This window comes from Rossellomorea aquimaris, assembly GCF_000935355.1.
GTDB lineage: Bacteria > Bacillota > Bacilli > Bacillales > Bacillaceae_B > Rossellomorea > Rossellomorea aquimaris_B.
This window is the reverse complement of the sequence record NZ_JXZC01000009.1, coordinates 60,388-87,385: the sequence shown is the minus strand read 5'-3', so window position 1 is coordinate 87,385 and position 26,998 is coordinate 60,388. Positions and strand designations below refer to the sequence as shown.

Below are 26,998 nucleotides of genomic sequence, written 5' to 3'. Positions count from 1 at the left end.
AATGAATGAATGAAGACATTGTTTATTGGAGCAGGTTCGATGGCTCACGCTTTAATGAGTGGAGCACTGAAAGCCGGTGTATTGAAGAATGAAAATGTGTATGTAACCAATCGGGCCAACCAGCAGCGTTTAGAAGAAATCGTCCATCAATTCGGTGTCCGTCAGATAGATCATGATTCCTCATACGATGTCGTCATTCTCGCCATGAAACCGAAAGACTTTCATGAAGCATCAGAGACGATCAGCACCTATCTTTCATCGGATACATTGGTCATTTCTGTTTTAGCCGGAATCACCATGGAACATATAGGCGACAAGCTTGGTTATAACGGACCAATAGCTCGAGCGATGCCAAATACAAGTGCTGCCATGGGAAAATCGGCAACGGCAGTATCGTTTAATCCACATCTCTCCCAAGCTCAAAAGGATTGGACGGCAGCATTATTTCAATCCGTTGGAACAGCAGTGGAAGTAAAGGAAGAACAATTGGACCTTATTACGGCCCTATCAGGCAGCGGTCCTGCTTATATCTATTATGTAGCGGAATTACTTAAGAATGCGGCAGTAGAGTTAGGTTTGCAGGAGGAACTCGCTAAAAACCTCGTTACCCAAACGATTGCAGGGGCAAGTGCGATGATGGAAGAATCAGGTTTAGAAGCCCGGGAACTCAGGAGAAACGTAACCAGTCCAGGTGGAACGACTGAGGCAGGAATTGCTACATTGGAAGACTACCAGGTAAGAGATGCGTTTTTCCAATGTGTCTCTTCAGCGAAAGACCGATCTGAGGTACTTGGTAAAGAATTAAAGAAGCAGTCCTAAGCTATTAACCCACCATGATTCGCAATTTTCATGTTTCATTGATAAAATCAAAGCAAAAAAGAAGGTCGACAGAATGATCCTCCTACTACTCCTACTTTGCGCTGTTCTTATTGTCTGGATTTTTATCGGGATGGATGTGTGGAGGGGCTTATCTAACATCTCTTCCATTGATGAGCTATTCCATCCATCAAGTAATGGACCACTCCTATCCGTGATTGTTCCAGCTAGGAATGAAGAAGAGACAATTACGGACAGCATTCTTTCTCAGCTGCAGCAGGATTATCAACGGATTCAATGGATACTCGTCAATGACCGTTCAACGGACGGAACTCCGGAAAAACTCGAAGCACTAGCGGAAATGGATAAGAGAATAAAGGTGCTTCATATCGACTCACTGGAAAAGGGATGGCTCGGGAAAAATCAGGCATTATATAAAGGGTATCAGATATCAAAAGGAGAACTCATCCTTTTCACAGATGCCGACGTCATTTTTAATGATCCGGGCATCCTGACAAAAGCAGTGTCCCTGCTTCGAACACAGAAGCTGGATCACCTGACACTGGCTCCACATATAAAATCACAATCCTTCTGGCTAAAAAGCTTTGTTGCTTTTTTCTTATTCGGTTTTTCTTTTTATAAGCGACCCTGGAAAGCAAACGACCCCTCCTCTAAGATAGGGATGGGCATTGGCGCCTTCAATCTCATCACAAAATCTGTTTATGAGGAAATAGGTACCCATGAGAGGCTCAAGCACATGCCCGATGATGATTTACAGCTAGGGATCCATATAAAGAAACACCACAAAAAGCAAGCCTTCCTCACTGCCCTCAAGTCTCTGGAGGTGGAATGGTATCGCTCATTGAAAGAAGCTTTTAACGGCTTGGAAAAAAATACGTTTGCCGGTCTTCATTATTCCTTTCTGCTTGTATTGTTTGCCATGTTAGGAGTCTTCTGCTCTACTGTACTTCCTTTCATAACGATTTTCTCAGGGGAGACCCCAATTCGAGTCGTAAGTATGATAATCATTCTTTTCATCGGTATTACCTATTTAAAGGTCATTAAACAGATGACGAAGGAGACTCCCCTTCTCTTTCTCGCATTACCTGTAACCGCCCTTTTATTTATCTATTCCATAGGACGAGCCACGTTTTTAACCTTTAAACGAGGCGGAATCGAATGGCGTGGAACAGTTTATTCATTTAAGGAACTGAAGCAAAAAAAGAAGTAAAGCACATTTCTTTCCGAACAAAAAAGGTGTTGTTATACTTCATGTGTAGTACTATTTAGAAACCCGAAATAAATACCACGTCATGGAAGGTGATTAAAATGAACGTAAAGCTATTTCAACCATATTCGCTTAAAGAGGTAGAACTGAAGAATCGAATTGTAATGGCACCTATGTGCATGTATTCTTCCCATAACGAAGATGGAAAAGTTGAAAACTGGCATCGCACCCACTATACGAGCCGTGCTGTCGGTGGTGTCGGCCTCATCATTCAAGAAGCAACTGCGGTCACTCCCCAGGGGAGAATATCCCCGCAGGATTTAGGGATTTGGGATGACGAACATATTGAAGGGTTGAAAGAGTTAGTGGGCTTGATCAAGGAACAGGGCGCAAAGACCGGGATTCAGCTTGCTCACGCAGGAAGAAAAGCCGTTCTTGAAGGAGACATCCTTGCTCCATCTGCGATTCCATTTAATGAAGAGATGAAGATGCCCGTTGAAATGACGGCGAATGATATTAAAGAGACTATAACGGCATTCATTAAAGGAGCAGAAAGAGCGAAGAAAGCGGGCTTTGATGTGATTGAAATTCATGGGGCACATGGGTATCTCATCAACGAATTCCTGTCTCCACTATCCAATAAACGTACCGACGAATACGGTGGATCTGCAGAAAACCGCTACCGCATCCTTCGTGAAGTCATCGATGGTATTCAACAAGTGTGGGACGGACCTCTACTCGTCCGTGTTTCTGCCAAAGATTATAACGAAGAAGGATTGGACGTTGAAGACTATGTTGTGTTTGCCCAATGGATGAAGGAACAAGGAGTCGATCTTATCGACGTAAGCTCCGGTGCACTTGTACCTGCACGAATTCCAGTGTTCCCTGGTTATCAGGTGAAACTTGCCGAGACCATAAAAAAAGAAGCGAAGATCGATACAGGTGCAGTCGGGCTGATTACAACAGGTATACAAGCAGAAGAAATCCTGCAAAACGAGCGTGCTGACCTCGTCTTACTTGCTCGTGAATTGCTTCGTGACCCATACTGGCCAAGAACGGCAGCCAAAGAGTTGGGTGTTGAGATAGAAGCTCCTAAGCAGTATGATCGCGGCTGGTAAGCACTAAGCTTTTTACAAAAAAGAGTGTGACATGCAGGAATACGTGTCACACTCTTTTTTTCTATTCATACACCTTCTGTACCTCATACCTGAAACCTAAACAACGATAGTTTTGTTTTCGATACATCAATCTCGGAGTATCTTCCCCATCCGCTACCAATATCACGGTCTTATCAGGGAATTGCTTCATCACAAACTGTTGAAGCCTTGCCCCGATCCCCTTTTTTTGAAACGTTTCATGAACCATCAGCCCATCGATTTCTGCTGTATGATCTTCAATGATCACATCCACGGATCCGGCCGGGGTCCCCTTATAGAAAGCGAGAAGCTGCACCAAACGGGGATTCTGAAAATTCCTCTTATGCATATCCACCTTTTGATCGGCAAAATCGGGGCCATACTCCATATCCTGCTCGTATTGGAACGCAAGGTACGCATTGAGCTCCGCCTCGGTCACTTCCCTTACTTCAATATCAGTGGTGTCTTCAAGTATTGGGAATTGACCAGGTTCGATAAAATACAGTTCATTGTAACCTGCCTCATATCCTTCATCCTTAAAATAATCCATCAATTCCTTCGAAGGCTTATGATCGTCGGGAAAAAGGAACTTTACATGCTTCTGGCCTTTTGATTGATGAAATTCCCTCAAGAACAGGGCAGCCTCTTTAAACTCAGCCAGCGTTGGATGTTTTTTGAATTTAAGAAAGTTACTATCATACCTTGTTAACATTTCTGGAAAATGAATATGTTTATAAAGCTCATTCTCACCTATTTCATGTCCTGGATTATAAATATGGTCAAATGTGATTTCCTTCATTCGTACTCCCCTTTTCCTCTATGAACTTACTCCCATATCCGTTGAACAGATGCCTCGTCTTCATCGACTTTTACAACATACACATCAGGATTGGAAAGGGCGAACAGCTCATCATATCCGAATTTCTCATCAAACAGCCTTAAAATCAGCGTGGTTAAGTTTCCATGACTCACGCAAACAATATGATCTTCTTCTTTTTTTAAAATGTCTTCTATAAAAGACCTCGCTCTCTCCGTCGCCTGATCATTCGACTCTCCGCCTGGTAAAGCAAGGGAAAAGTCCTCAAAACTGTCTCTTAATTTTTCCATCCAATCAGGAAGATCCTGATCACTTAAAATCCTTTCTCCTAAACGATCATCTTCCTGTACGGTTAGTCCCGACTGATTTGCGAAGGGAGCGATTGTTTCAACTGCTCTCACAAAAGGACTGGAATATATCGCTCTAATGGGTCGTTTTTTTAAAAAAGCAGCTAATTGGTTCGCTTGATTCTTTCCTGTTTCCGTTAAATGCGCATGAAGCGGTTGTCCTTCCGCTTTTGCGTGACGTACGATATAAATCGTCTTCATCCCTTCACCCCTCTACTTCTTTAAAGGTATGACATATTCCATAAAATCCTTGGCTATATACGTATCAGGGAACACTTCCCTAGCTTCCCTCTCCAACTCTTCCCAGGACTCTTTGGCATATCGAGAGGAAATATGGGTTAAAAACAGCAATTTAGCCCCTGCTTCTAAAGCTGTCTCCCCCGCTTGCTTTGTCGTCGAGTGGTAATACTCACGGGCCATTTCCTCCTGATCCCGATTGAAAGTCGCTTCATGAATGAGTACATCTGCCGACCTTCCTAAATCGACAGCATTCGAACAAACCCTGGTGTCTCCAAGAATCGTCACAACACGCCCAGGAATCGAAGGTCCAAGAAAATCCTTTCCATTGAGCTCTGTGCCATCTTCCAACTGGACGGTTTCGCCTGATTTTAATTTCTTGTAGACGGGTCCAGGTTGAATACCTATCCCCTTTAATCGATCAACTTGAAGGATACCCGGTTTATCTTTTTCAACCACACGGTATCCGAAAGTCGGCAAGGCATGATCCAGCTCTCTCGCCTCGACTATAAATCCTTCATCTTCGAAGATGGCCCCTTCCTCGATCTCAATCACTTCAAGGGGATATTGAAGATGCGTCCGACTGACAGATAGAGACACGTGGATATACTCTTTGATTCCCTTGGGTCCATATACCGTAAGCTGGGACTCCCCACCTTGGAAGGAGCGGCTCCCTAATAATCCAGGCAATCCATAAATATGATCCCCGTGTAGGTGTGAGATGAAAATTTTTTCTATTCTTCTCGGTTTCAAGCTAGTATGTAAAATTTGATGCTGCGTTGCTTCCCCACAATCAAAAAGCCAAACCGCACCGCGCTCTTCTAATAATTTCAAAGCAATACTGGTTACATTTCGGAGTTTAGCGGGTACCCCTGCCCCAGTTCCTAAAAATAATAGTTCCAACTTATTCACTCCTAAAATGAGCTATGCTGCCTTTATTTTAGCACATCCTACGCTTATTTACCTTTCCCTTCCATAGAGGATGAAGAATTTCCATCATACTCAGTTAAACAAAGGGGTAATAAGAATGAAAATTAAAGCCAACATAATGACGAAGATGTTTGTGCATAAAACGCTTCCATTTCCCTCGTTAAAAAAGTCATCAGCATATAATTTGCTAAATGAACCAGAAGTCTTTAAAATTAAGTAATTGTATAGGATATGAAATAAATAAGAAGAAATGCAGCTAACAATAGCATCAAGATAAAGTGAGGTCATGACATTGAATAATTCAACTACACCATCATCTCTCATTACGATTTTTGGAGCGACAGGTGATTTAGCAAAAAGAAAGCTATATCCATCTCTTTATCATTTGTTCCGTAAAGGGAAAATCTCAAAGCGTTTTGCCGTTGTAGGGGTCGCTCGACGTGAATGGTCAAATGAAGAGTTTCAGGAACATGTAAAAACTTCAGTACATAAAGCGTTAGGCAGCAACGAAAACATAGATGAGTTTGTTTCTCATTTCTACTATCAACCGAATGATGTTTCAAACAGCGACTCGTATAAAGCGTTGAAGAATCTTTCTGATGAGCTGGATGAAACGTATGAACTAGAAGGGAATCGCATTTTCTACTTAGCGATGGCACCTGAATTCTTCGGAACGATTACAGAACAGCTGAAGAATCAAGGTGTAACCGATACAAATGGTTTCCAACGACTTGTCATTGAAAAACCATTCGGTCACGACCTGCCTTCAGCCGAAAAACTGAACAGCCAGATCCGGGAATCGTTCTCTGAGGATCAAATTTACCGTATCGACCACTATCTTGGAAAAGAAATGGTGCAAAACATCGAAGTCATCCGTTTCGCCAATGCGATGTTTGAACCCCTATGGAATAATCGATACATCTCAAACATCCAAGTCACTTCCTCTGAGGAGCTGGGTGTTGAAGATCGTGGACGCTATTATGAAAAAAGTGGAGCTCTCCGGGATATGGTTCAAAACCATCTGCTTCAAATGGTCGCCCTACTTGCCATGGAGCCCCCAATCAAATTGACGACAGACGAAATCCGCAGTGAAAAGGTCCGTGTATTACGATCACTGCGTCCGTTTGAACATGAAGAAGTGAAAGATTATTTCGTTCGAGGTCAATATGGCCCTGGAACATCCGGCAACCAGGATCTCCCAGGTTATCGCGAAGCAGAAAACGTGGATGATCACTCGAATACTGAAACATATGTTGCCGGGAAACTGATGATTGATAACTTCCGTTGGGCTGGTGTTCCATTCTATATCCGCACCGGAAAGAGAATGGAAACAAAGTCAACGAAGATCGTCATCCAATTCAAAGATATTCCTATGAACCTGTATTACAATCCCGACAAGCCACTGGCACCGAATTTATTGGTGATTCACATTCAGCCTGAAGAAGGAATCACCCTTCACTTAAACGTGAAAAAATCCGGACAAAACATTGAAACGACTCCAGTGAAACTAAACTTTGCCAACAACAGCGTAGACGGGATGAACACGCCGGAAGCATACGAAAAGCTTCTATTCGATTGCCTGCGCGGGGATGCAACGAACTTCACTCATTGGGATGAAGTAAAGTTATCCTGGGCATTCGTCGATAAGATCTCTGAAGTATGGGAACAAACGCGTGATGGAGAATTCCCTAACTACGAAGCAGGATCAATGGGTCCGAAAGCCGCCGACAACCTGCTGGCTAAAGATGGCTTCTACTGGTGGCCCATTGCGAATCTAGACGTGGACCAATGCTAAGGAAGGTGTGGAAACAATGAAAATTTATGATGTAACAGCTCCAATCTTTAACGGAATGCCGGTTTATAAGAACAAACCAGAAAAACAACCTACGATCGAAACGAATACCAATGGTCATGTAACAGAGTCCCGCATCTCAATGGATGTTCATACAGGAACACATGTTGATGCTCCCCTTCACATGATTAACGACGGGGAAACCATTGAAACGATCGATATCGAGCAGCTCGTTCGTCCTGTAAAAGTTTTTGATTTAACAAAGGTCGATGAGAAAGTCAGTCTTAAAGATATCGAGGAATTAGATATTGAAGAAAATGACTTCATTCTCTTCAAGACGAAGAATTCATGGGATACCGAATTCAACTTTGAATTCATCTATGTGGCAGAAGACGCTGCAGCTCACCTTGCGGACAAGAAAATCTCAGGTGTTGGAATCGACGCTCTTGGTATTGAAAGAGCCCAGGAAGGTCACCCCACTCACCGCAGCTTAATGGGAAGCGGCGTCATCATCATGGAGGGACTTCAACTGAAAGATATCGAAGCCGGCCAATACTTCATGGTTGCCGCTCCACTTAAGATAGAAAACACAGATGCATCGCCTGCACGTGTGTTGTTATTTGATGAATTGATTGGATGAAATCCGAAAACGACTCTCTAGTTTACTAGGGAGCCGTTTTTTTTTGATCTGTAAAGAAATACATTAAAAACTCAATTTCCAGATGTATATTTTCCTAATATTTTCTTTGTGCTTTGAAGGTTTTACTGCTTTCGTCAATCATTTAAAAAAGCCTTATAGACGTCCCCGATGACCCCTTTTAATTGATGAACACCCAAGTCTGTATTGGTCATGATGACCAAACCACTATCCAATTGTGGATATGCCACCATCATGCATTGAAAACCAACGCCCCATCCAAGTGATGATATTTCGATTCCCTTGTCGTTTTTATCCAGGAAGACCCCTAGTCCGGTCCATTCCTTACCACCTTGTGGATGGATCATTTCCGCTGCTTTTATGGAGGTAAGCTTGAGCTTGCTTTTTCCTTTTAACGCATGAATAAGTTCAACCACTACAAGGGCTAGATCAGTTGGGGTTGTCCACAGTCCGGAAGCAGCAGGATACGGATAAATTGGATATTTGCCTTTCACTACTTTTCCATCACCCGTATGACCGCAAGAGACATTTTGAAATGGAGGACTAAATGTACTATTTTTCATATGTAATGGCTGAAAAAGATGTTCCCTCATGACTTCTGAAAAAGGGTTCCCAGTAACATCTTCTATCAACAGTTGTATGATACAGAAGCCTGCATCAGAATAGTGAAAGTCCCTTTTAGGGCCATATTTCAATTCAATAGGAACCTTACAATAAGGGGATTTCCCTTCTAACAGGTCAACCATCGTCGGCGTTCCGAACTTTGAATTGAATTCATTGAAGCTGCCTTCAGGATCGACAACCCCCGATTGGTGACTAAGTAAATGTCTTAGGGTAACATCTCCATTATATGTATGTAGAGGAACCTTCCAAGTTGTTAGCATTTTATTTATGTCTTCATCTAAATCCAGAATGCCTTGTTCCGTCAAGGTCATCACCAATATGGCGGTTAGAAATTTACTGATTGAACAAGCACTGAAAATCGAATCACTTTCCACCCGTTTATCCGTTCCTGCTTCGAGTAAACCGAAGCATTCTGTGCCGCTGATGCTGCCACTCTCAATGACTGCCATGCTTAATCCCGTTACTCCATACTCTTTCATGCTCTTTTGTATGTTGATCATTTGTGGTTTCATCATAACCCCCATCGTTCTATTAAATATGTTCCGGCTACAGCAAACTCACGACCTGAAGTTGATGGAAACATCTTTCATCGATCTCTTCCATATCATATGATCAGACCCGTTCCCCCAATAATCCTTCAGCCAATAATCAGGCTGCCCAAATTTTTTCATCCATATTTTTTGGGCAACGCCATATCCACTATCCAGACAGAATTCCTGGATTCCTTTGTTTAGAAAAGTAAGGAACATAACGTTTAATAGTAATGTCCCTACACCACGCCCTTGATGATCGGGATGCACAAACACCGTTCCTACTTCATATATATCATTCAATGCCCCGTCAGTACAGGTGTGAATCAATTCACTCGCAGGGCCGTATTCAATGGTGCCGATGATGTCATCATTCTTTCCTGAAGCGATTAGAAAGTATCGGTTCGTCCCATTAGTGTCCAAGTCATTTTTTAAGTATTGTTTCTTGCTCTCTATTTCACTTTCGATATCATCAAGCAGCTCCGCTAGACCTTCTATGGCAAAGGTATGCTTGATGACTGTAGAAAAAAATAGATTCAGTTCTTCCTGATTTTCTATTCGTGGTCTTCTTATTTCAATGGTAGGCACTGAAAATCACTCCTTGATAACCTGAAAAATGAGAGGGTCCAGAACTCTCTATTCCCCCTCATGTTCTGTAACATATCGTTGAAATCTCAAATATATCTCTTTCATCCATTGTTTAGTTCCCTTTGATTTCATCCACATGAATGCCTGCTTTTCTTATGTAATATTATGGTATCATATCCGATAGAATGTTTTATATATCTTTCAAAAATAAAAGCCCCTCTCCTAATAGGAAAGGGGCTATACTCGATTGATTATTTCATCCACTCAGTATGGAAAATACCTTCTTTATCCACACGCTCATACGTATGGGCACCGAAGTAATCACGCTGAGCCTGGATAAGGTTTGCAGGCAGGGTTTCTGTACGGTAGCTATCGTAGTAAGACAGTGCCGCAGAGAAGCCAGGTACCGGTACACCATTTTGGACGGCAACGCTGATTACTTCGCGAAGTGCATATTGGTAACTTTCTACGATCTCCTTGAAATAAGGATCTAATAGAAGGTTTGAAAGATTTGATTCACGGTCGTAAGCTTCTTTGATCTTTTGCAGGAATTGAGCGCGGATGATGCATCCTCCGCGGAAGATCATTGCAATATCCCCGTATTTGAGATCCCATATGTACTCATCAGACGCAGAGCGCATTTGTGCGAAGCCTTGAGCATAAGAACAAATCTTACTCATGTAAAGAGCTTTACGGATGGATTCAACCAGCGCTTTTTTATCGCCTTGGAATGGTTCGGTGTCAGGTCCTTTGAGCATTTTGCTTGCTTTCACACGTTCATCTTTAATGGCTGAGATGAAACGGGCAAAGACAGATTCTGTGATGATCGGTAAGGAAACGCCAAGATCCAGCGCACTTTGGCTTGTCCATTTTCCAGTACCCTTTTGTCCTGCTTTGTCCAGGATGACATCGACCATGGGTTTTCCTGTTTCCTCGTCCCTCTTTGTGAAGATATCTGCTGTGATTTCAATGAGATAGCTATCAAGCTCGCCTTTATTCCAGTCGGCAAACACCTCATGAAGTTCCTCGGCACTTAAGCCCAGGACATTCTTCATCAGGAAGTAGGATTCTGCAATCAGCTGCATATCTCCGTACTCGATGCCGTTGTGCACCATTTTCACATAGTGCCCGGCGCCATCAGGACCGATATACGTCGTACAAGGGTCGCCATCGACTTTCGCAGCGATGTCTTTCAAGATAGGAGCAACTAGGTCGTACGCTTCCTTCTGTCCGCCAGGCATGATGGAAGGACCAGTAAGAGCACCTTCTTCTCCACCGGAGACACCCGTTCCGATAAAGTGGATGCCTAATTCGCTTAATTCGTGATTGCGGCGGCGCGTATCTTCGAAGAACGTATTTCCTCCGTCAATCAGAATGTCCCCTTTTTCCAGGAACGGCTTTAATTGTTCAATGGTTGCATCAGTTGGATTTCCTGCTTTCACCATCAAGAGGATCTTTCTAGGTTTTTCTAGAGAATGAACGAATTCTTCAATCGTATATGTAGGAACGACATTCTTTCCTTTAGATTCACTAATCATTTCATCCGTTTTTTCACGGGAACGATTATATACAGAAACAGAATACCCTCTGCTCTCAATATTCCAAGCTAAGTTTTTACCCATTACGGCTAGACCGATAACACCAATTTCTTGAGACATGTCATTAACATCCTTTCATGAATACTGGTTTTTTCTTTTTTAAACTATCAACATATGTAGGAAAACTCCAGCTGATTAGTTTTTCAAAAGCTGTTTGTCGCACTCTATTTCAATCTAACAAGAATAGTGTGGTGATGCAAATAATCCGTTTGAAGTGTTCACCATCTACCTTAAGGTGTCCTCTATCTTTCCGGGTCATTCCCTCAAAAAATCTTTGTTGAAGCTTGTGTCCTGTTTTGAATCAAAGGTTTTCTTCTTGTTCTTCCCTTTTATTCCTTGAGAGATGGAATCTTTCCCGAACTTTTCCTGGAGTTGTGATAAAACATTATAAAGCGGTTCCTTTTCTGCAACCTTTTTATAAGAGAATAGGTCCAGTTGTTCAGTTGCTTCACTCTTTTCCACAATATCCTGGGCGGTGACACCCAAAAGTCTTACGGGATCTCCATCCCAGTGCTTCAACAATAAGTCTTTAGCATAATGAAATAAATCTTCTTTTTTATATATCGGATTTTCCAGCTTCTTGCTTCTCGTAATGGTTTTTCTGAATTTATCCCTGATCATGAGCTGGATCGTCATCCCCAGAACATCTTTCTGCTGCAGGCGTGAGGAAACTTTCGCGCATAGCTTCTCTATAACCGTTAAAAGCTCATGTTGATTCGTCGTATCCTTTGGTAACGTGGTAGAGTTACCGACACTTTTATAATCATAAATTGAATCAGGGTCTACACTTCGGCGATCAATACCATTTGCACGCTCCTTGAGTCGTAAGCCATTGATCCCGAGGAGTGATTTCAGTTGAATATCATTGGCGTGAGCAAGATCATTACAAGTTTGAATTCCGATTGTATTGAGTTTCTGGGCGGTTTTCTCTCCAATTCCATGCATCTCGATGACAGGAAGGGGCCAAAGCTTTCCGGGAATATCACGCTTTCTTAATACTGTGATTCCCATAGGTTTTTTCATGTCTGATGCGGTTTTGGCAAGGAATTTGTTAGGAGCCACACCGATACTGCAGGGAAGATCGAGTTGACTTTTAATTTGGGATTGAATGTCTGACGCAATTTCTAACGGAGTGCCTTTTTCAAAGGAGTCCGTGATATCCAGATATCCCTCATCAATAGAGACAGGCTCCACTAATTCAGAATATTGTCTGAGGATATCGAATATTCCTTTTGAGGCTGAGCGGTAACGGTCAAAGTTAGGCGTCATGATAATGAGTTCGGGGCACAGTTTTTTGGCTTCCCAAAGAGGCATTGTCGTCTTCACTCCGAAGCTTCTCGCTTCGTAGCTGCATGTCACGATGATGCCTCGTCTCTCTTGGGGATTCCCGGCAATAGCCAATGGTTTGCCCCTCAGTGTTGGGTCGAAAGCCATTTCAACAGAGGCATAAAAGCTATTCATATCAACATGAAGGATCACTCGTCCGTTTTTTGGATAATGTGAGTTCATTTAAATCGCGGCTTTCTTTGTCTAATTTTGATGTGTTATTTGCTCGTTCACGTAATTCTTTAATTCTCTAATACCTTCTAAACTCTCTACTAAAACTTCGGGGTCGATCTGGGTGATGAGAGAATCTTCAAGATTGATGATCCCTGAGAAATAGTTTGTTTTTGAATAAGAAAGTAAACCTACATTTGTAAAAGAATCATTCGGTACTTCAAGAATCTCTTTCGCTTCTTTTACGACCAGACCGATCTGCATGGTTTCTGTGTGAACGACGAGAAGAAACATTCCTTTTTCTGAACCTGCATTACTGTTATAAAGGATATTTGCTAAATCAAGGACAGGGATCAGCTCTCCCCTGACCTTTACAAGTCCCAGGACAAATGAAGGCAGATGAGGGATGGGCCTCACTTCTTCCACTCTTTCAATCGATACTACATTCTCAATCGGTAGAGCATATTCTTCTTTTCCAGCATGAAATACAACTACTTTCGGCATGGTATGACGTCCCCTCTTAAACTTCTCATCCTTATACTTCTAATGTACCATAATTTAGAAAGGTTAGGTGATGATTTTGAGAGAAGAAAATGTCCACGAACGACGGATGATCCTTCGTTTGTGGACATTGTATTGTATGAGTGCAATCAGAGGCGACAAGCAAGCCGCCTGCGCTTTTCTATTTGTCCAGCTCCGGCGCCTAGGCCCTCGAGGTCATAAGATGAATCTGGCAAAAAGGCAAATTACGCCTTTCCGCCAGATTCATCTTATGCTTGTCGGGCCTGGGCAAGCCGCCTGCGCTTTTCTATTCCCCCGCTACCTCTTGAATGATCGCTACAACCATTTCAGAGAGCTTGTTCAGTTCTTCAACAGGCATTCTCTCGCTCTTCGTGTGGATTTCTTCGTAGCCTACAGCCAGGTTGACTGTCGGTACTCCAAATCCTGCGATTACGTTTGCATCGCTTCCGCCACCGCTTGTCAGAAGCTCGCTTGGTCGACCGATTTTCTTCGCGGCACGTTTCGCCACTTCTACTACTTCGTCACCGTCTTTGAACTTGAAGCCTGGATACATCACCTGTACTTCAACTTCCGCTTTTCCACCCATTTCTTCTGCTACGGATTCAAATGCAGATTTCATCTTTTCTACTTGAGCTTCCATTTTTTCAGGCACGAGTGAACGTGCTTCTGCAAGAATATCCGCTTGTTCGCATACGATATTCGTTGCTTTTCCACCCTCGAAGCGTCCGATGTTTGCTGTTGTTTCTTCGTCGATGCGGCCGAGTGGCATTTTGGATATCGCTTTAGCCGCAATCGTGATGGCAGAAACGCCTTTTTCAGGAGCCACACCGGCATGTGCTGTTTTTCCGTAAATCGTAGCTTTTACTTTTGCTTGTGTAGGGGCAGCCACAATGATATTCCCTACTTTCCCATCGCTATCAAGGGCAAAACCGTATTTCGCTTTTACCAGGGATGAATCCAGGGCTTTCGCTCCGACTAGTCCTGATTCTTCCCCTACTGTGATGATGAACTGGATATCACCGTGAGAAATATTGTTCTCTTTTAATACTCGAACAGATTCAAGCATTGTTGCAAGACCTGCTTTATCATCTGCTCCCAGAATGGTTGTGCCGTCAGAGTAAATATAGCCATCTTCTTTAAGGGTTGGCTTAACCCCTTTTGCAGGAACAACTGTATCCATATGAGAAGTGAAGTAGATGGTATCTACGCCTTCTTTATTTCCTTTAAGAGTACAGATAAGGTTACCGGCACCATGACCGGTTTGACCCATCGTATCATCTTCAAATACGTCTACTCCAAGATCAGAGAATTTTTGTTTTAAAACTTTTGCAATTTCAGCTTCTTCCTTCGTTTCAGAATCGATTTGTACCAATTCCATAAATTCATTTAGTAAACGTTCTTGATTAATCATTTAGTAGACCTCCACAATATGTATTCACTTCTATAGTATAGCGTGAATAGCCTTGTTCAACAAATCGTACCACTTCTACAATGGAATATTCCCATGCTTTTTCTTTGGTCGATCTTCCCGTTTGTTTCTCATCATTTCCAATCCTTGAATCAATTTGATTCGGGTTTCACGAGGATCAATGACGTCATCGACCATTCCACGGGACGCCGCTACATATGGATTAGCGAATTTCTCACGGTATTCTTCTATTTTCTGCTCCCGAAGCTGTTCAGGATTCTCACTGGCTGCAATTTCCCTTGCAAAAATTATATTCGCAGCTCCCTGTGGACCCATGACGGCAATCTCTGCATTCGGCCAGGCAAACACCAGGTCAGCTCCGATGGATTTACTGTTGAGAGCAACATACGCCCCTCCATACGCTTTCCTTAATATCACCGTCATTTTTGGTACGGTCGCTTCAGAATAGGCATAAAGGATCTTTGCACCATGACGAATGATTCCGCCATGCTCCTGCTTGATACCAGGGAAGAAACCTGTTACATCTTCAAACGTGATTAACGGGATATTGAAGGAATCACAGAAACGGATAAAACGTGCTGCTTTGTCAGAGGAATCGATGTCCAGTCCTCCTGCCATGAATTTTGGCTGATTACAGACAAGTCCCACTACCTCTCCTTTAATTCGGGCAAGTCCTACGACAATATTTTTTGCGAATTCCTTTTGAACCTCCATAAAGCTATCTTGATCCACAATTTCATTAATCACGGTGCGGACGTCATATGGGCGAATCGCATCAAAAGGAATAATATCTGTTAAATTGCCACGGTAATCATCTTCTTCATTCACCTCTAGGCGAGGAGGCTTTTCTTCATTGTTCTGAGGTAAATAAGCTAATAATTTCCGAACTTCCATGAGAACCTCTTCTTCGGTTTTCCCTCTGAAATGAGCATTCCCGCTAATGGAGTTATGAACCTTTGCTCCACCTAAATCTTCAGAACTGATTTTCTCACCGGTAACGGTTTCAATTACTTTAGGTCCGGTGATGAACATTTGACTTGTATCGTCCACCATAAACACAAAATCCGTGATGGCAGGTGAATAAACCGCTCCTCCTGCACAAGGTCCCATGATGACGGAGATTTGTGGAATCACTCCCGAATAAATGGAGTTTCGATAGAAGATATGTCCGTATCCATCTAAAGATACGACTCCTTCTTGAATTCTTGCACCACCAGAATCGTTTAGACCAATAAATGGCGCTCCATTTTTGACTGCCAGATCCATGACATGTGAGATTTTCTTCGCATGCATTTCCCCCAATGCCCCGCCAAATACGGTAAAATCCTGAGAAAATAAGTAGATCGGATTTCCGTTTACTTTCCCGTAACCTGTAACAACTCCATCTCCAGGGCCCTGAACCCCGTCCAGTCCGAAGTCTGAACAGCGATGCTCGATGAATGGATTCAATTCGACAAAGCTGCCCGGATCCACTAAAATATCGATTCGTTCTCTCGCAGTCAGTTTTCCTTTTTCATGCTGTTTATCTATTTTTTTATCTCCGCCGCCTAATTCCACTTCTCTTCTGCGATCATACAATTCATTAATCTTTTCATAGATATCCATTATGTTACTCCCCCTTGATGTTTGATTTATCACATAGTTCATATAGTACACCGTGCGCTGACCTTGGATGCATGAAGGCAACCGCAGCCCCTCCAGCCCCGGGTTTTGGCGTTTCGTTGATCATCCGGACTCCTTTGGCTTGCAGTTCCTTGATCCGTTCTTCAATTCCTTCAACACCAAAAGCAATATGGTGAATGCCTTCTCCTTTTTTCTCAATGAACTTTGCAATCGGACTTTCATTATGTAACGGTTCAAGTAACTCAAGCTTAATATTCCCACCATCAATGAATGCTACTTTCACACCTTGATTTCCCACCTCTTCAACCTTGACCAGTGAGAGCCCAAGAGTATCTTCATAAAACGTGAGAGCATTGTCTATTGATGATACTGCTATTCCGATATGATCTACCTTTTTCATTCCTATCATCCCCCTGTTGTTTACACACTCCACCCGTATAGTATTCGATGATTGTTGTCGAATTTCCTCCTAAACCGGCGAATAATTAAAGCGTTTTCTTTTATGCCAACGGTTGTTTTATCTCACCATTCACGATAAAATAGAGTTGAAATTCACCTCTTTAAGGTGATATGAAGAATGGAGAGATACAATGGGTAATAAAAAATTACAAAAAATAATTGTATTTGTCATGCTGTTTGCGATGATTGCATCGACGATCATGGCAGGACTGACTTTCTTATTATAAAAGAATAATGAACCGTATCATTTAAGGGACATGCCCTTTAGAAAACAAAGGATCTGCTTTCGCTAGTCGAAAGCAGATCCTTTTATTTTATCGCACCTTGCTCTTTACCTAGCTGATGGAAGCTTTTGTTCGTTTTGACGACTAGCACCTTTGTTCCGACAGGCACCTGATCAAACAGATATTCAACATGTTTGTTGTGCATTCGAATGCATCCATTTGAGATATATTTGCCTATGCTTGAAGGTTGATTCGTACCATGGATTCCATAAATCCTTCCGTCTGTCCCCTTGGCGTCAAAGCCGATCCATCTCGAACCCAATGGATTACGCGGGTCTCCACCCGGAATATTCTTCTTACGGTAATAAGGGTTCTTGGCTTTGACTGTTACATTAAATAGTCCTTCCGGGGTGAGGGTCGTCGTTTTCCCTGTTGCTACCGGGAATGTGTTCTGGATCTTCCCTTCGTCGATATAGGCTAATTGATTGCTTTCCTTGTTCACGATAATAAACGGATCCCCGGGCAACGGATTCCTTCCAAGTGGCCAGATGGGAGAAGCGAACAAGATAATGGCGAGAAGTATACGCATCCTATCACCTTTTTTCGGTTTTAGGTGTAGTGTACTTCTCTTTGATCATTTTCATCCTTCTTTATTCCTTTAAACGAGCTTTTTAGTAGAAGATACTGCTCCATCTCCTGGACGAACTGATAAAGGGCCGCACGGGTTTCGAACTCTTCCCTAGTCTTCGGTAAATCCATTTGCTCAAATTCCACTTTCATATCGTACAATTTCTTCAGATAAAACAAGGCAGTGTTTCCCGGATGTATGTGATCACTAAGCTCATCCAGAAATTCTGCAATCCGATGTCCCTGTTCCACTGTCAAAGAAATCGATGTAGCAATCGGTAAAATACGCTGTAGGATTTCGAACTGCTTTTCCCTCATTTTAAAATACAGATAATATAAGTTCTCATGTCGTAAAAAGTGATTTTCAACATCCTTGAATGCAAGGGTCTTCGCTTCTTTAAGTAATTGTTCCGTTTCAGTGATTTCTTTACCATCCCAATGGCTATCATTTGTTCGAAGGTAGTTGATCATTTCACAAAAGATCTTATAGAAATTGGCTTCAATCTTTTCTTGATATTCGATCATCTTTTTATCTACACTCGGCATATAAAGGTTCATGATAAGAGCTATCCCTATCCCGATGACAATGATGCCTAATTCATTCTCGAAAAGCCCCAAGGTCACGTTACCCGCGGAATAAATATGTAAAATGATAACGGAACTGGTGACAATTCCTTCTTTGATACTCAGGGCAACTGTAATCGGAATGAACACAAGTAATAGCAGGCCGATGACGGCAGGGTGATAGGCAATGAATTCAAAGAACGCAGCCGAAATCATCATGGCAATCACACAGGCCAGAAAACGGCTCCAAGATGCATTCACCGATTTCTTCTTCGTGTTTTGAATGCACAGAATCGTCAATATTCCGGCAGATACAAAGTTATCCAGCTGGAACCACTGTGCAATACTGATCGCAACGGCTGTGCCGATCCCAGTCTTAAGTGTTCGGTACCCGATTCGAAACATTCATTTTTCTCCTAACTCTTTCTTTTTTTTGCTTCTATAGAATACCATAATTCCCCTTGAACATAAAAAGGAGGATTAACGAAACTGTTCGCTAATCCTTCCATCGTTCATAGTATTTTTTCTAGGAATTCTTTTCCCCGGTCGCTTTGCGGGTTCGAGAAAAACAGAAGAGGCTCTCCTTCTTCGACGATCTTTCCATCGTCCATGAATAAGACTCTGTCTGCTACTTCCCTTGCAAAACCCATTTCATGGGTGACAATGATCATCGTCATACCTGAATGAGCGAGTGATTTCATGACCTCCAGCACCTCTTTGACCATTTCAGGATCCAGTGCAGACGTCGGTTCGTCAAACAACATCACTTTTGGTTCCATGGCAAGTGCCCTTGCAATGGCCACACGCTGCTTTTGACCTCCTGATAGACGGTTTGGATATTCATCACTTTTTTCTTTCAAACCGACTTTTGTCAGGAGGTCCGTCCCTAATTTTTTAGCCTCTGTTTTGTTCAGCCCCTTCACTTTCACTGGAGCGTAGATCACGTTTTCCAACGCTGTCATATGAGGAAAAAGATGAAAATGCTGAAATACCATGCCTATATCTTGTCTCACTTTGCTTATATTTTTTCCATTCACAACAGCTTCTTCAAAGTATATCGATCCTGAAGTTGGTTCCTCTAAATAATTCAGGCAGCGGAGAAGAGTGGATTTCCCGGAACCGGAAGGACCGATCAATGCGACAACCTCCCCTTTTTCCACGGAAAAATCGATACCTTTTAATACTTGAAGCTTTCCAAACGACTTTGTAATCTTTTCTGCTTTAATCATTTCCACGTAGTCTCCCTTCCAGCGCTTTCCCTAATAAGGTCAGAACCATGACAAGCACATAATAAATCAGTCCGGCAAATAGGAGTGGTTCGAAAAAGGAATACAAATCACTTCCCACCATATACGAACGTCTCATGACATCGGCTGCCCCGATAACTGTGACGATGGCGGATTCCTTCGTAAGGGTGATAAATTCATTCATTAAGGCCGGCAGGATATTTTTAATGGCCTGAGGCAGAATCACGTCTTTCATCATCAGCCGATAAGGAACCCCAAGGGCCATGGCCGCTTCCTTTTGACCTTTATCCACTGCATTGATTCCCGCTCGAATGATTTCGGAAATATAGGCAGCTGAATTAAGGGAAAAAGAAAGGATCGCTGCTGTATACGGTTCGATCTGGGTTCCAAAAAGCTGTGGCGAACCATAAAAGATGATCATTAACTGGAGAACTAAAGGAGTCCCCCGGAAAACCGATGTATAAATGTCTGCAAGTAACGTTAAAGGTTTGATGGAACTTATTTTACAAAGAGCAAGCAGAATACCGAACGCAAACCCAAGTATTCCCGCTAACCCGACAATTTTAAGAGTGACCTTCAATCCTTCTAAAATAAAAGGAATTGAAGGAATCAATTGTTGAAAATCAAGCGGCACTGTATTCTCCTCCAATCATACTATTAAATAGGAAGGGCTAACCGATGATGGGTTAGCCCTTCTATCAATCTACTGTTCTCCGTCAAACCACTTTTCAGCCAGTTTATCCAATTCTCCATTTTCTTCAAGCTTCTTCAACGCATCATTGAATTCACTTGTAAGTTCACTGTCCTTCGGAAAAGCAACAGCAGATCCGGCATCTTCTTCATTCACATCCATCGTATTTCCTTGAAGTTCATCATTTTTATCCAAATAACCGTTTGCAACTGTATTTTCTATGATAATGGCATCAAAACGTCCATTTTGGAGATCCTGTATCAGCTCGGGTATACGGTCACGCGTCTCGACTTTTAATTGGATGGATGTGGAAAGTTCTTCTGCAGCATCCTGTTGAATGGAACCTAACTGAACCCCAACCGTTTTTCCATCAAGGTCTTTTTCGCTTTGAATTCCGCTCTCTTTAGTTGAGATGATCATATCTTTTGCGGTGTAGTAGACATCACTGAAGTCAACGTTCTTTTGTCGTTCCGGCGTAGGCGTCATAGCTGAAAGCACAAAGTCCACCTGGCCTGTTTTAAGAGCTGATATTAATCCGCTGAACTCCATATCTTTGATCTCGATTTCATATCCAAGTTCATCTGCCAGCAAATGAGCCAAGTCAATGTCGTACCCGATAAATTCATCACTGTTTGCCGTATCGACGTATTCAAATGGTTTATAGTCAGCAGACGTACCCATGATCAGTTTCTTAGAGTCTCCTGAAGCAGTCTCTGCATTCTCTTCTCCTGCTCCGCATGCAGCTAGAGTAGTAGAAACGATCAGTAATAATAATAGAGATAATAGCTTTTTCATTGTAGTTCCTCCTTGGTTATCGTGTATAAATATAATATATAATGTATATTAATTACTATATTCGTATTGTAGCAGAGATTAATTTTTATGCAATAGCTTTTATAATTATAGATAAATGTTTATATTTTCTGAAAATTACAGTGATTTTATTAAGTTTTTATAAGTTAGAGTAAATAGAGAAGGATGAATATTATTCAAATTATATTCATTAATAGTGGAATTGAGCATCTTCGAAATTTCTGGCTGTCACAATCGAGGTAAGTTTCACTAATAATTGAGAGGAATGAGTATGGATCCTGTAAAACTCCCATCCAACATAAAAAACCGTCAGGCTTCTCACTCTACCTGTGAGAAACCTGACGGGTTTTTTCATCTTATTTACACTTCTTCACAATATTGATCGAAGTAAGATTGAATTTTGTTCACAACCGACATTGGATCGTGACCTTCAATTTCGTGTCTTTCTACCATCGTCAGTAACTTTCCATCTTTTAATAGGGCAAACGACGGTGAGGATGGCGGGTAACCGGTGAAGTAGCTGCGTGCTTTCGCTGTAGCTTCTTTATCTTGACCGGCGAAAACCGTTACTAATTGATCCGGTCGTTTATCGTAGTGAATGGAATGAGCTGCTGCAGGGCGTGCGATTCCTCCGGCGCAACCACAAACGGAATTGATCATCACAAGTGTTGTACCTTCTTTAGCGAAAGCTTGATCTACTTCTTCTTCTGTTGTTAACTGAGTATAACCGGCTTGTTCGATTTCTTGACGGGCCTGGCGAACAACATCATTCATTAATAAATTGAAATCTATATCCATGCTTGAACTCTCCTTTTAATCGCTGACTTAATCATTCTCCATAAAACAGGAAATTTGATATACCCCTATCATAACAATTTCAAACCATATCTTTCAATTAAAATTAACTAAACCATTCAATGAATTGCTTCTTTATACAACTTTAGCAATTCTTCTACTGCCTGAGAAGTCGTAAAATCTCCTTCCTTCACTCGATTTTCCATGTGAGGGAGGGCGGACTTTATGTTTTGGTGAAAAAAGAAGTCTGAGAGGACTCTTTCTTTCAACATCGTATGAAACCATTCCTGCTTTTGGAGAAGTCGCCTTTCTTCAAAGACTCCCTGTTCTTTTGATTGCTTCTCAAACTGTCGGATCACATTCCACATCTCTTTTAACCCCTCATTTTTCAAGGCAGAACAGGTATAAGCCTTTGAGCTCCAACCTTTAGTTGCGGGAGTCAAGAAGTGGAGGATTTGGTTCAGCTCTCTTTTTGTTTTCTCAGCGAGAGGTTTATTTTCTCCATCCGCTTTGTTGACAAGTAATGCATCGGCAAGCTCCATGATCCCCTTTTTCATTCCTTGAAGCTCGTCCCCCGCTCCAGTGATGACGAGCAGGAGGAAGAAATCCACCATTTGCCTCACCATCACTTCACTCTGACCGACTCCAACGGTTTCAATGATCATCAGATCATATCCGGCCGCTTCGCATAAGAGAAGGGTTTCACTGGTTTTCCGGTGTACTCCACCAAGTGTTCCTGCAGTGGGGGAAGGTCTTACAAAAGCATGGGGGTTTTTCGATAATTGTTCCATCCTTGTTTTATCCCCCAGAATACTGCCACCGGAAATGGAAGAGCTGGGATCAATCGCAAGGACGGCAACCCGGAGACCCTGCTCACATAACATTTCCCCGAACGCTTCTATGAATGTACTTTTACCGGCTCCCGGCACACCTGTAATGCCGATCCGAAAACTTTTACCCGTATAGGGAAGGAGCTCCTGCAACAGTTCCTGTCCCATGGCATAATGCTGTTCTGCATTGCTTTCAATCAGCGTGATGGCCTTCGCCAAGGAGCTACGGTCGCCTTTCAAGACCCCGTCCTTTAATTCGGGAATTGATACAGAATCCTTTTTCTTCTTCACAAACCGCTTCTTTCGCCCTGAATCATTCTCTGCCATTATTCAGCCACTTCCTCATAGCCCAGCATTTCATAAATTTCTTTGATGACTTTTTGTGCAGCAACGGGTATGATCGTTCCTGGTCCAAAAACGGCAGAGGCTCCGTTATTCAATAGGAAGTCATAATCCTTAGCGGGAATCACTCCACCAATGACAACGAGAATGTCTTCTCTTCCTAATTTCTTTAGTTCCGCTACCAGTTGAGGCAGGAGTGTTTTATGTCCTGCGGCTAATGAACTTACACCGATGACATGCACGTCATTTTCGACTGCTTGCAGAGCCGTTTCTTCCGGCGTCTGGAACAATGGTCCGATATCCACATCAAAACCAAGGTCTGCGAACGCCGTGCTGATCACCTTAGCACCTCTGTCATGACCGTCCTGTCCCATCTTTGCAATAAGGATACGGGGTCTTCTTCCTTCGTTTTCCAAAAACTCTTCTGTCATTTCTTTTACTATATTGATTTCTTGTTCATTTGAAAAATTCGAGCTGTACACCCCGCTTATACTTCTAATGGTCGCTTTGTGCCGTCCCGATACTTTCTCTATCGCATCGGATATTTCTCCTAATGTGGCACGTGCTCTTGCTGCATCAACCGCTTTCTCAAGGAGATTCCCTTCCCCTGTTTCTGCTGCATGGGTTAATGCTTGAAGCGTTTCGATCACTCTCTCGTCATTTCTTTCTTCTTTAAGCTTTTGGATTCGTTCTACTTGTTTTTGTCTTACAACCGTATTATCGATATCCAATGTTTCAATCGGGTCTTCCTTGTCGAGACGATATTTATTTACGCCAATAATCGCTTCGTCTCCTGAATCAATCATCGCCTGTCTTCTGGCAGCCGCTTCCTCGATCCTCATCTTCGGCAATCCGGTATCTATCGCCTTCGTCATGCCGCCAAGCTCTTCGATTTCTTCGATATGTTCCCATGCCTTCTCCATAAGTTGATCCGTCAAGGATTCTACATAATGGGAGCCTGCCCATGGATCAATCACTTTCGTAATGCCGGTTTCCTCTTGAAGATACAGCTGTGTATTACGGGCGATCCGTGCTGAAAAGTCTGTCGGCAGCGCAATCGCTTCGTCCAGTGCATTTGTATGAAGGGATTGTGTATGGCCCATGGCTGCCGCATGCGCCTCAAGTAATGTACGAATGACATTATTATAAGGATCCTGCTCCGTTAGACTCCAACCAGATGTTTGGGAGTGAGTCCTTAGCGCCATGGATTTAGGATTCTGAGGGTTGAATGTTTTCATCATTTTTGCCCAAATCCTTCTTGCCGCCCTCATTTTGGCTACTTCCATGAAATAGTTCATGCCGATGGCCCAGAAGAATGATAGTCTCGGTGCAAATGAGTCGATATCGATCCCTGCCTTGAGACCAGTCCGTACATATTCAAGACCGTCCGCTAATGTATAAGCCAGCTCAATATCGGCAGGTGCTCCCGCTTCCTGCATGTGATATCCGGAAATACTGATGCTATTAAACTTCGGCATATGTTTGGATGTATATTCAAAAATATCGGCAATGATCTTCATGGATGTTTCAGGAGGATAAATATAGGTATTCCGCACCATATACTCTTTCAAAATATCATTTTGAATCGTACCGGACAGCTTCTCCTGCGAAACGCCCTGTTCTTCTGCCGTGACGATATAAAATGCAAGAATGGGCAGCACCGCTCCGTTCATCGTCATGGAAACAGACATTTGGTCAAGAGGTATTCCATCAAACAGAATCTTCATATCCAGAATCGAATCGATGGCTACTCCCGCTTTCCCTACATCCCCCACTACACGCGGATGATCTGAATCATAGCCGCGATGGGTTGCTAAATCAAAAGCAACAGAGAGTCCTTTCTGCCCCATACTTAAATTTCTTCTATAGAACGCATTGCTTTCTTCTGCTGTTGAAAATCCTGCATACTGCCTTACGGTCCAAGGACGATTCACATACATCGTCGGGTACGGTCCCCTTGTATAAGGTGCCAAGCCTGGGAGGTCTTCCCCATGGGATATATCCTTTGAGTCCGCTTCTGAATAAAGAGATTTAATGACGATCTTCTCATTTGTCTCGTAGGTACTGCCTGTCAGAGAACCATCATTCGTTCTCGTTTCTTTCGAATAAGGGTTGATTGCTTGCCAATCAGGCTTTGTCATTGTCAATTCCCTCCTCCCAGATGATTAACAGCTCATTTACTTTTTCCAGAATGTTTTGCTTGTTGTAAATGGATCCATTCAGCCCTATACGAACCCACTCATGCTCATCAGATATTTTCCCTGCTGCGTCAATCACAATGGTGGAATCAATATGATGGATGGACTCAATCAGCATGGGCAGTTTATCTTGATATTCTTCCTCTGTTCCACAAACCACATAGTACGGATAACGGGTTTCCTCCACAAATTGAAGTACATCTTCCTTAGAGAAGCACTCTTTACTTTGATTCGCATGAATGCCCCCCGTCGCTAAAAATCCTTTTACAAAATCAACACGGGGCTTGTGGGTTTTTAACTTTCCTAACCCTATTAAACCTGCCACCGGTTTACTTGTCAGCTTATGTGTCCTTTCTCTTAATCTTTCAAAAGGAAGTGACAAACGCTCATCCACACTATTAGATGTTGGAGTTTGAACTGTCTCTTCAAGGTTTGAATAGATATTCGTCCCGATCATAGAGTTTTTTCTTGTGGCTAAATCATGAATGCGAGACGCTCTCACTCTATTTATTTTTTCATGTATGGAACCATTTTTCAGGCAGACAAGAATTCCCCCATCTCCATCGACCTGTTGAAATTCCTTCCATGCAAGCTTACCTACCTCTTCTGATAACCATTCCACATAAAAAGAACCGCCTCCAGGGTCGACCACTTTATCCAAATGAGCTTCTTCCCCAAGGATCAGTTGAGTATTCCGGGCAATTCTCTCAGAAAACCCGTTCACTTCCCCACTCACTTCATTGAATGGAGCAACAAGAAGATAATCCACCCCAGCAAGAATGGCAGAAAACGCTTCTCCTCCCCCGCGAAGCATATTGACATACGCATCGAGAGTGGATTTGTTCAACTGAGACGTTTCAGCACTGCAGCTGACCGAATGTGCGATCGCTTGTTCTGAAAGTCCATAAGACGATAATACCTCTTGCCACAATTTCTTAAAAGCTCTGATCTTGGCTATTTCCATAAAGAAATGACTGCCTACTGCAAAATGAAAATGCATTTTATCAGCAATCTTTTCTATGGTCCACCCTTTTCTCTGAAGTGCTTCAATATAAGCTACCCCTTCACTCAGACCGTATGCCAATTCCTGCGTGGCACTTCCTCCACTATTATGATACTGGGCAGAATTAATGATTATGGTCTTCAGATAAGGCAGATACTCATCTACGTCTTTTACAACTTTCAACCAATCTTCAAATAACTCTCGATTTTCATTTATTGGATCAAAGCCCATTACACCTTTGAGGTCCCTCAGTTCAGGTATTTCCATCAGTCGCTGAATAGAGAGTGCTGTCTTTTTTTCAATGGAAAAGACAGGAGTCTCAAACTCAACGACTTCTTTTATAAATTGATGGAAGCCTTCTCTTAAGTCTAAGTCACCTACTTGAAATGAAACACAGTTCTGCCCCCGGGATAATGCATCCTTCATTGCAGAAGTGAGTTCCTCCCAAGAGCCCCTTTTGACCGGTTGAGCGATGAACCATTTTGGAGTCCTCTCCAATTTCCCTTGAACATTAGGGATATAAGCATTCACCCTATCCACTCCAGGTAAATCTTCTTTCGTGTATAACGGTTTAAGTTCAATATTTTCATAGGTTTTCGTATGTAAGGAACGAATCCCTTTCCCCTTTAACGCTATTTCAGCTGCTTCCTGCCATTCTGTAAGTGTTCGTCGACTGAATGATTGCTCTTTCATATCACTAAGCTTCATAGTACCCCTCTTTCGACCCGTATGATTGTAATCGTTTACATTTGCATCTGAAAAATCTCACTTAACTAGCATGATTGCACATTGAACATTCAAAATGTTTATACTAATACTATTTTAGTATATAA

At 42.5% G+C, this 26,998-nt stretch carries 26 protein-coding genes; 6 read left to right on the top strand and 20 right to left on the bottom strand.

The genetic code is table 11. The features are described from left to right. Positions 1 to 9 precede the first annotated feature (9 nt). From proC to namA, 3 genes are all read left to right on the top strand, one after another. Positions 10 to 819: a pyrroline-5-carboxylate reductase gene (gene proC / locus TV75_RS17460; RefSeq protein ID WP_044340091.1), complete on the top strand. Its 810-nt coding sequence runs from the start codon at positions 10 to 12 to the stop codon at positions 817 to 819. Between the two features lie 73 nt (positions 820 to 892). Further along, positions 893 to 2,047, top strand: coding sequence for a glycosyltransferase (locus tag TV75_RS17455; RefSeq protein ID WP_044340090.1), 1,155 nt, complete (start codon positions 893 to 895; stop codon positions 2,045 to 2,047). Positions 2,048 to 2,145: 98 nt separating this feature from the next. Beyond that, entirely contained in the window at positions 2,146 to 3,162 is a 1,017-nt protein-coding gene (namA, locus tag TV75_RS17450) for an NADPH dehydrogenase NamA (RefSeq protein ID WP_044340089.1), read from the top strand. A 61-nt stretch (positions 3,163 to 3,223) separates the two neighbouring features. Here namA and TV75_RS17445 read toward each other — a convergent pair whose 3' ends face one another. The 3 genes from TV75_RS17445 to rnz are packed head-to-tail and all read right to left on the bottom strand — an operon-like array spanning position 3,224 to position 5,484. Then, positions 3,224 to 3,979: a GNAT family N-acetyltransferase gene (locus TV75_RS17445; protein WP_044340088.1), complete on the bottom strand. Its 756-nt coding sequence runs from the start codon at positions 3,977 to 3,979 to the stop codon at positions 3,224 to 3,226. Positions 3,980 to 4,005: 26 nt separating this feature from the next. Continuing rightward, a complete protein-coding gene (locus TV75_RS17440) occupies positions 4,006 to 4,545 on the bottom strand; it encodes a histidine phosphatase family protein (RefSeq protein ID WP_044340087.1) in 540 nt (179 codons plus the stop codon). 12 nt (positions 4,546 to 4,557) lie between these two features. Next, complete coding sequence (gene rnz, locus TV75_RS17435; protein ID WP_044340086.1) at positions 4,558 to 5,484, bottom strand: ribonuclease Z; 927 nt, start codon at positions 5,482 to 5,484, stop codon at positions 4,558 to 4,560. Between the two features lie 319 nt (positions 5,485 to 5,803). Between rnz and zwf the strand changes: the two genes are divergently transcribed. Then, complete coding sequence (gene zwf / locus TV75_RS17430; RefSeq protein ID WP_156142507.1) at positions 5,804 to 7,306, top strand: glucose-6-phosphate dehydrogenase; 1,503 nt, start codon at positions 5,804 to 5,806, stop codon at positions 7,304 to 7,306. Positions 7,307 to 7,322: 16 nt separating this feature from the next. Further along, positions 7,323 to 7,943, top strand: coding sequence for a cyclase family protein (locus TV75_RS17425; protein ID WP_044340084.1), 621 nt, complete (start codon positions 7,323 to 7,325; stop codon positions 7,941 to 7,943). 134 nt (positions 7,944 to 8,077) lie between these two features. On the opposite strand, the gene TV75_RS17420 is transcribed toward TV75_RS17425, so the two are convergent. From TV75_RS17420 to mce, 8 genes are all read right to left on the bottom strand, one after another. Further along, positions 8,078 to 9,097 carry a serine hydrolase domain-containing protein gene (locus TV75_RS17420; protein WP_044340083.1) on the bottom strand — a complete coding sequence of 340 codons (1,020 nt, stop codon included), beginning with the start codon at positions 9,095 to 9,097 and terminating at the stop codon, positions 8,078 to 8,080. Positions 9,098 to 9,142: 45 nt separating this feature from the next. Further along, positions 9,143 to 9,703 (bottom strand): GNAT family N-acetyltransferase, encoded by a 561-nt coding sequence (locus TV75_RS17415; protein ID WP_044340082.1) that lies wholly within the window; start codon positions 9,701 to 9,703, stop codon positions 9,143 to 9,145. A gap of 251 nt (positions 9,704 to 9,954) precedes the next feature. After that, positions 9,955 to 11,361 (bottom strand): NADP-dependent phosphogluconate dehydrogenase, encoded by a 1,407-nt coding sequence (gene gndA / locus TV75_RS17410; RefSeq protein WP_044340081.1) that lies wholly within the window; start codon positions 11,359 to 11,361, stop codon positions 9,955 to 9,957. 195 nt (positions 11,362 to 11,556) lie between these two features. Continuing rightward, on the bottom strand, positions 11,557 to 12,810 hold the full coding sequence (locus tag TV75_RS17405; protein ID WP_044340080.1) for a DNA polymerase IV: 1,254 nt from the start codon (positions 12,808 to 12,810) through the stop codon (positions 11,557 to 11,559). Between the two features lie 21 nt (positions 12,811 to 12,831). Further along, complete coding sequence (locus TV75_RS17400) at positions 12,832 to 13,302, bottom strand: chemotaxis protein CheW (RefSeq protein WP_044340079.1); 471 nt, start codon at positions 13,300 to 13,302, stop codon at positions 12,832 to 12,834. A 304-nt stretch (positions 13,303 to 13,606) separates the two neighbouring features. Next, on the bottom strand, positions 13,607 to 14,731 hold the full coding sequence (locus tag TV75_RS17395; protein WP_044340078.1) for a tripeptidase T: 1,125 nt from the start codon (positions 14,729 to 14,731) through the stop codon (positions 13,607 to 13,609). Positions 14,732 to 14,806: 75 nt separating this feature from the next. Then, entirely contained in the window at positions 14,807 to 16,354 is a 1,548-nt protein-coding gene (locus TV75_RS17390) for an acyl-CoA carboxylase subunit beta (protein WP_044340077.1), read from the bottom strand. A 4-nt stretch (positions 16,355 to 16,358) separates the two neighbouring features. Continuing rightward, entirely contained in the window at positions 16,359 to 16,772 is a 414-nt protein-coding gene (mce, locus tag TV75_RS17385) for a methylmalonyl-CoA epimerase (RefSeq protein ID WP_044340076.1), read from the bottom strand. Between the two features lie 190 nt (positions 16,773 to 16,962). Here mce and prli42 point away from each other — a divergent pair, with 190 nt between their 5' ends. Continuing rightward, a complete protein-coding gene (gene prli42 / locus TV75_RS21945; RefSeq protein WP_148969555.1) occupies positions 16,963 to 17,058 on the top strand; it encodes a stressosome-associated protein Prli42 in 96 nt (31 codons plus the stop codon). A gap of 82 nt (positions 17,059 to 17,140) precedes the next feature. On the opposite strand, the gene TV75_RS17380 is transcribed toward prli42, so the two are convergent. From TV75_RS17380 to TV75_RS17340, 9 genes are all read right to left on the bottom strand, one after another. Beyond that, positions 17,141 to 17,644, bottom strand: coding sequence for a L,D-transpeptidase (locus TV75_RS17380; protein ID WP_044340075.1), 504 nt, complete (start codon positions 17,642 to 17,644; stop codon positions 17,141 to 17,143). A 20-nt stretch (positions 17,645 to 17,664) separates the two neighbouring features. After that, positions 17,665 to 18,651 carry an aromatic acid exporter family protein gene (locus TV75_RS17375; protein WP_044340074.1) on the bottom strand — a complete coding sequence of 329 codons (987 nt, stop codon included), beginning with the start codon at positions 18,649 to 18,651 and terminating at the stop codon, positions 17,665 to 17,667. Positions 18,652 to 18,758: 107 nt separating this feature from the next. Beyond that, positions 18,759 to 19,475 carry an amino acid ABC transporter ATP-binding protein gene (locus TV75_RS17370; protein WP_044340073.1) on the bottom strand — a complete coding sequence of 239 codons (717 nt, stop codon included), beginning with the start codon at positions 19,473 to 19,475 and terminating at the stop codon, positions 18,759 to 18,761. Further along, positions 19,468 to 20,127, bottom strand: coding sequence for an amino acid ABC transporter permease (locus TV75_RS17365; protein WP_044340072.1), 660 nt, complete (start codon positions 20,125 to 20,127; stop codon positions 19,468 to 19,470). Before TV75_RS17365 ends, TV75_RS17370 begins: the two co-directional genes overlap by 8 nt. Positions 20,128 to 20,196: 69 nt before the next feature. Further along, a complete protein-coding gene (locus tag TV75_RS17360) occupies positions 20,197 to 20,979 on the bottom strand; it encodes a transporter substrate-binding domain-containing protein (RefSeq protein ID WP_044340071.1) in 783 nt (260 codons plus the stop codon). Between the two features lie 378 nt (positions 20,980 to 21,357). Further along, complete coding sequence (locus tag TV75_RS17355) at positions 21,358 to 21,795, bottom strand: BrxA/BrxB family bacilliredoxin (RefSeq protein ID WP_044340070.1); 438 nt, start codon at positions 21,793 to 21,795, stop codon at positions 21,358 to 21,360. Positions 21,796 to 21,911: 116 nt separating this feature from the next. Then, positions 21,912 to 22,949, bottom strand: a complete 1,038-nt coding sequence (gene meaB / locus TV75_RS17350) for a methylmalonyl Co-A mutase-associated GTPase MeaB (protein WP_044340069.1) — start codon at positions 22,947 to 22,949, stop codon at positions 21,912 to 21,914. Next, positions 22,949 to 25,105, bottom strand: a complete 2,157-nt coding sequence (scpA, locus tag TV75_RS17345) for a methylmalonyl-CoA mutase (RefSeq protein ID WP_082051339.1) — start codon at positions 25,103 to 25,105, stop codon at positions 22,949 to 22,951. The genes meaB and scpA overlap by 1 nt, the downstream gene beginning before the upstream one ends. Continuing rightward, positions 25,092 to 26,873 (bottom strand): methylmalonyl-CoA mutase family protein, encoded by a 1,782-nt coding sequence (locus tag TV75_RS17340; protein ID WP_044340068.1) that lies wholly within the window; start codon positions 26,871 to 26,873, stop codon positions 25,092 to 25,094. The genes scpA and TV75_RS17340 overlap by 14 nt, the downstream gene beginning before the upstream one ends. Positions 26,874 to 26,998 lie beyond the last annotated feature (125 nt).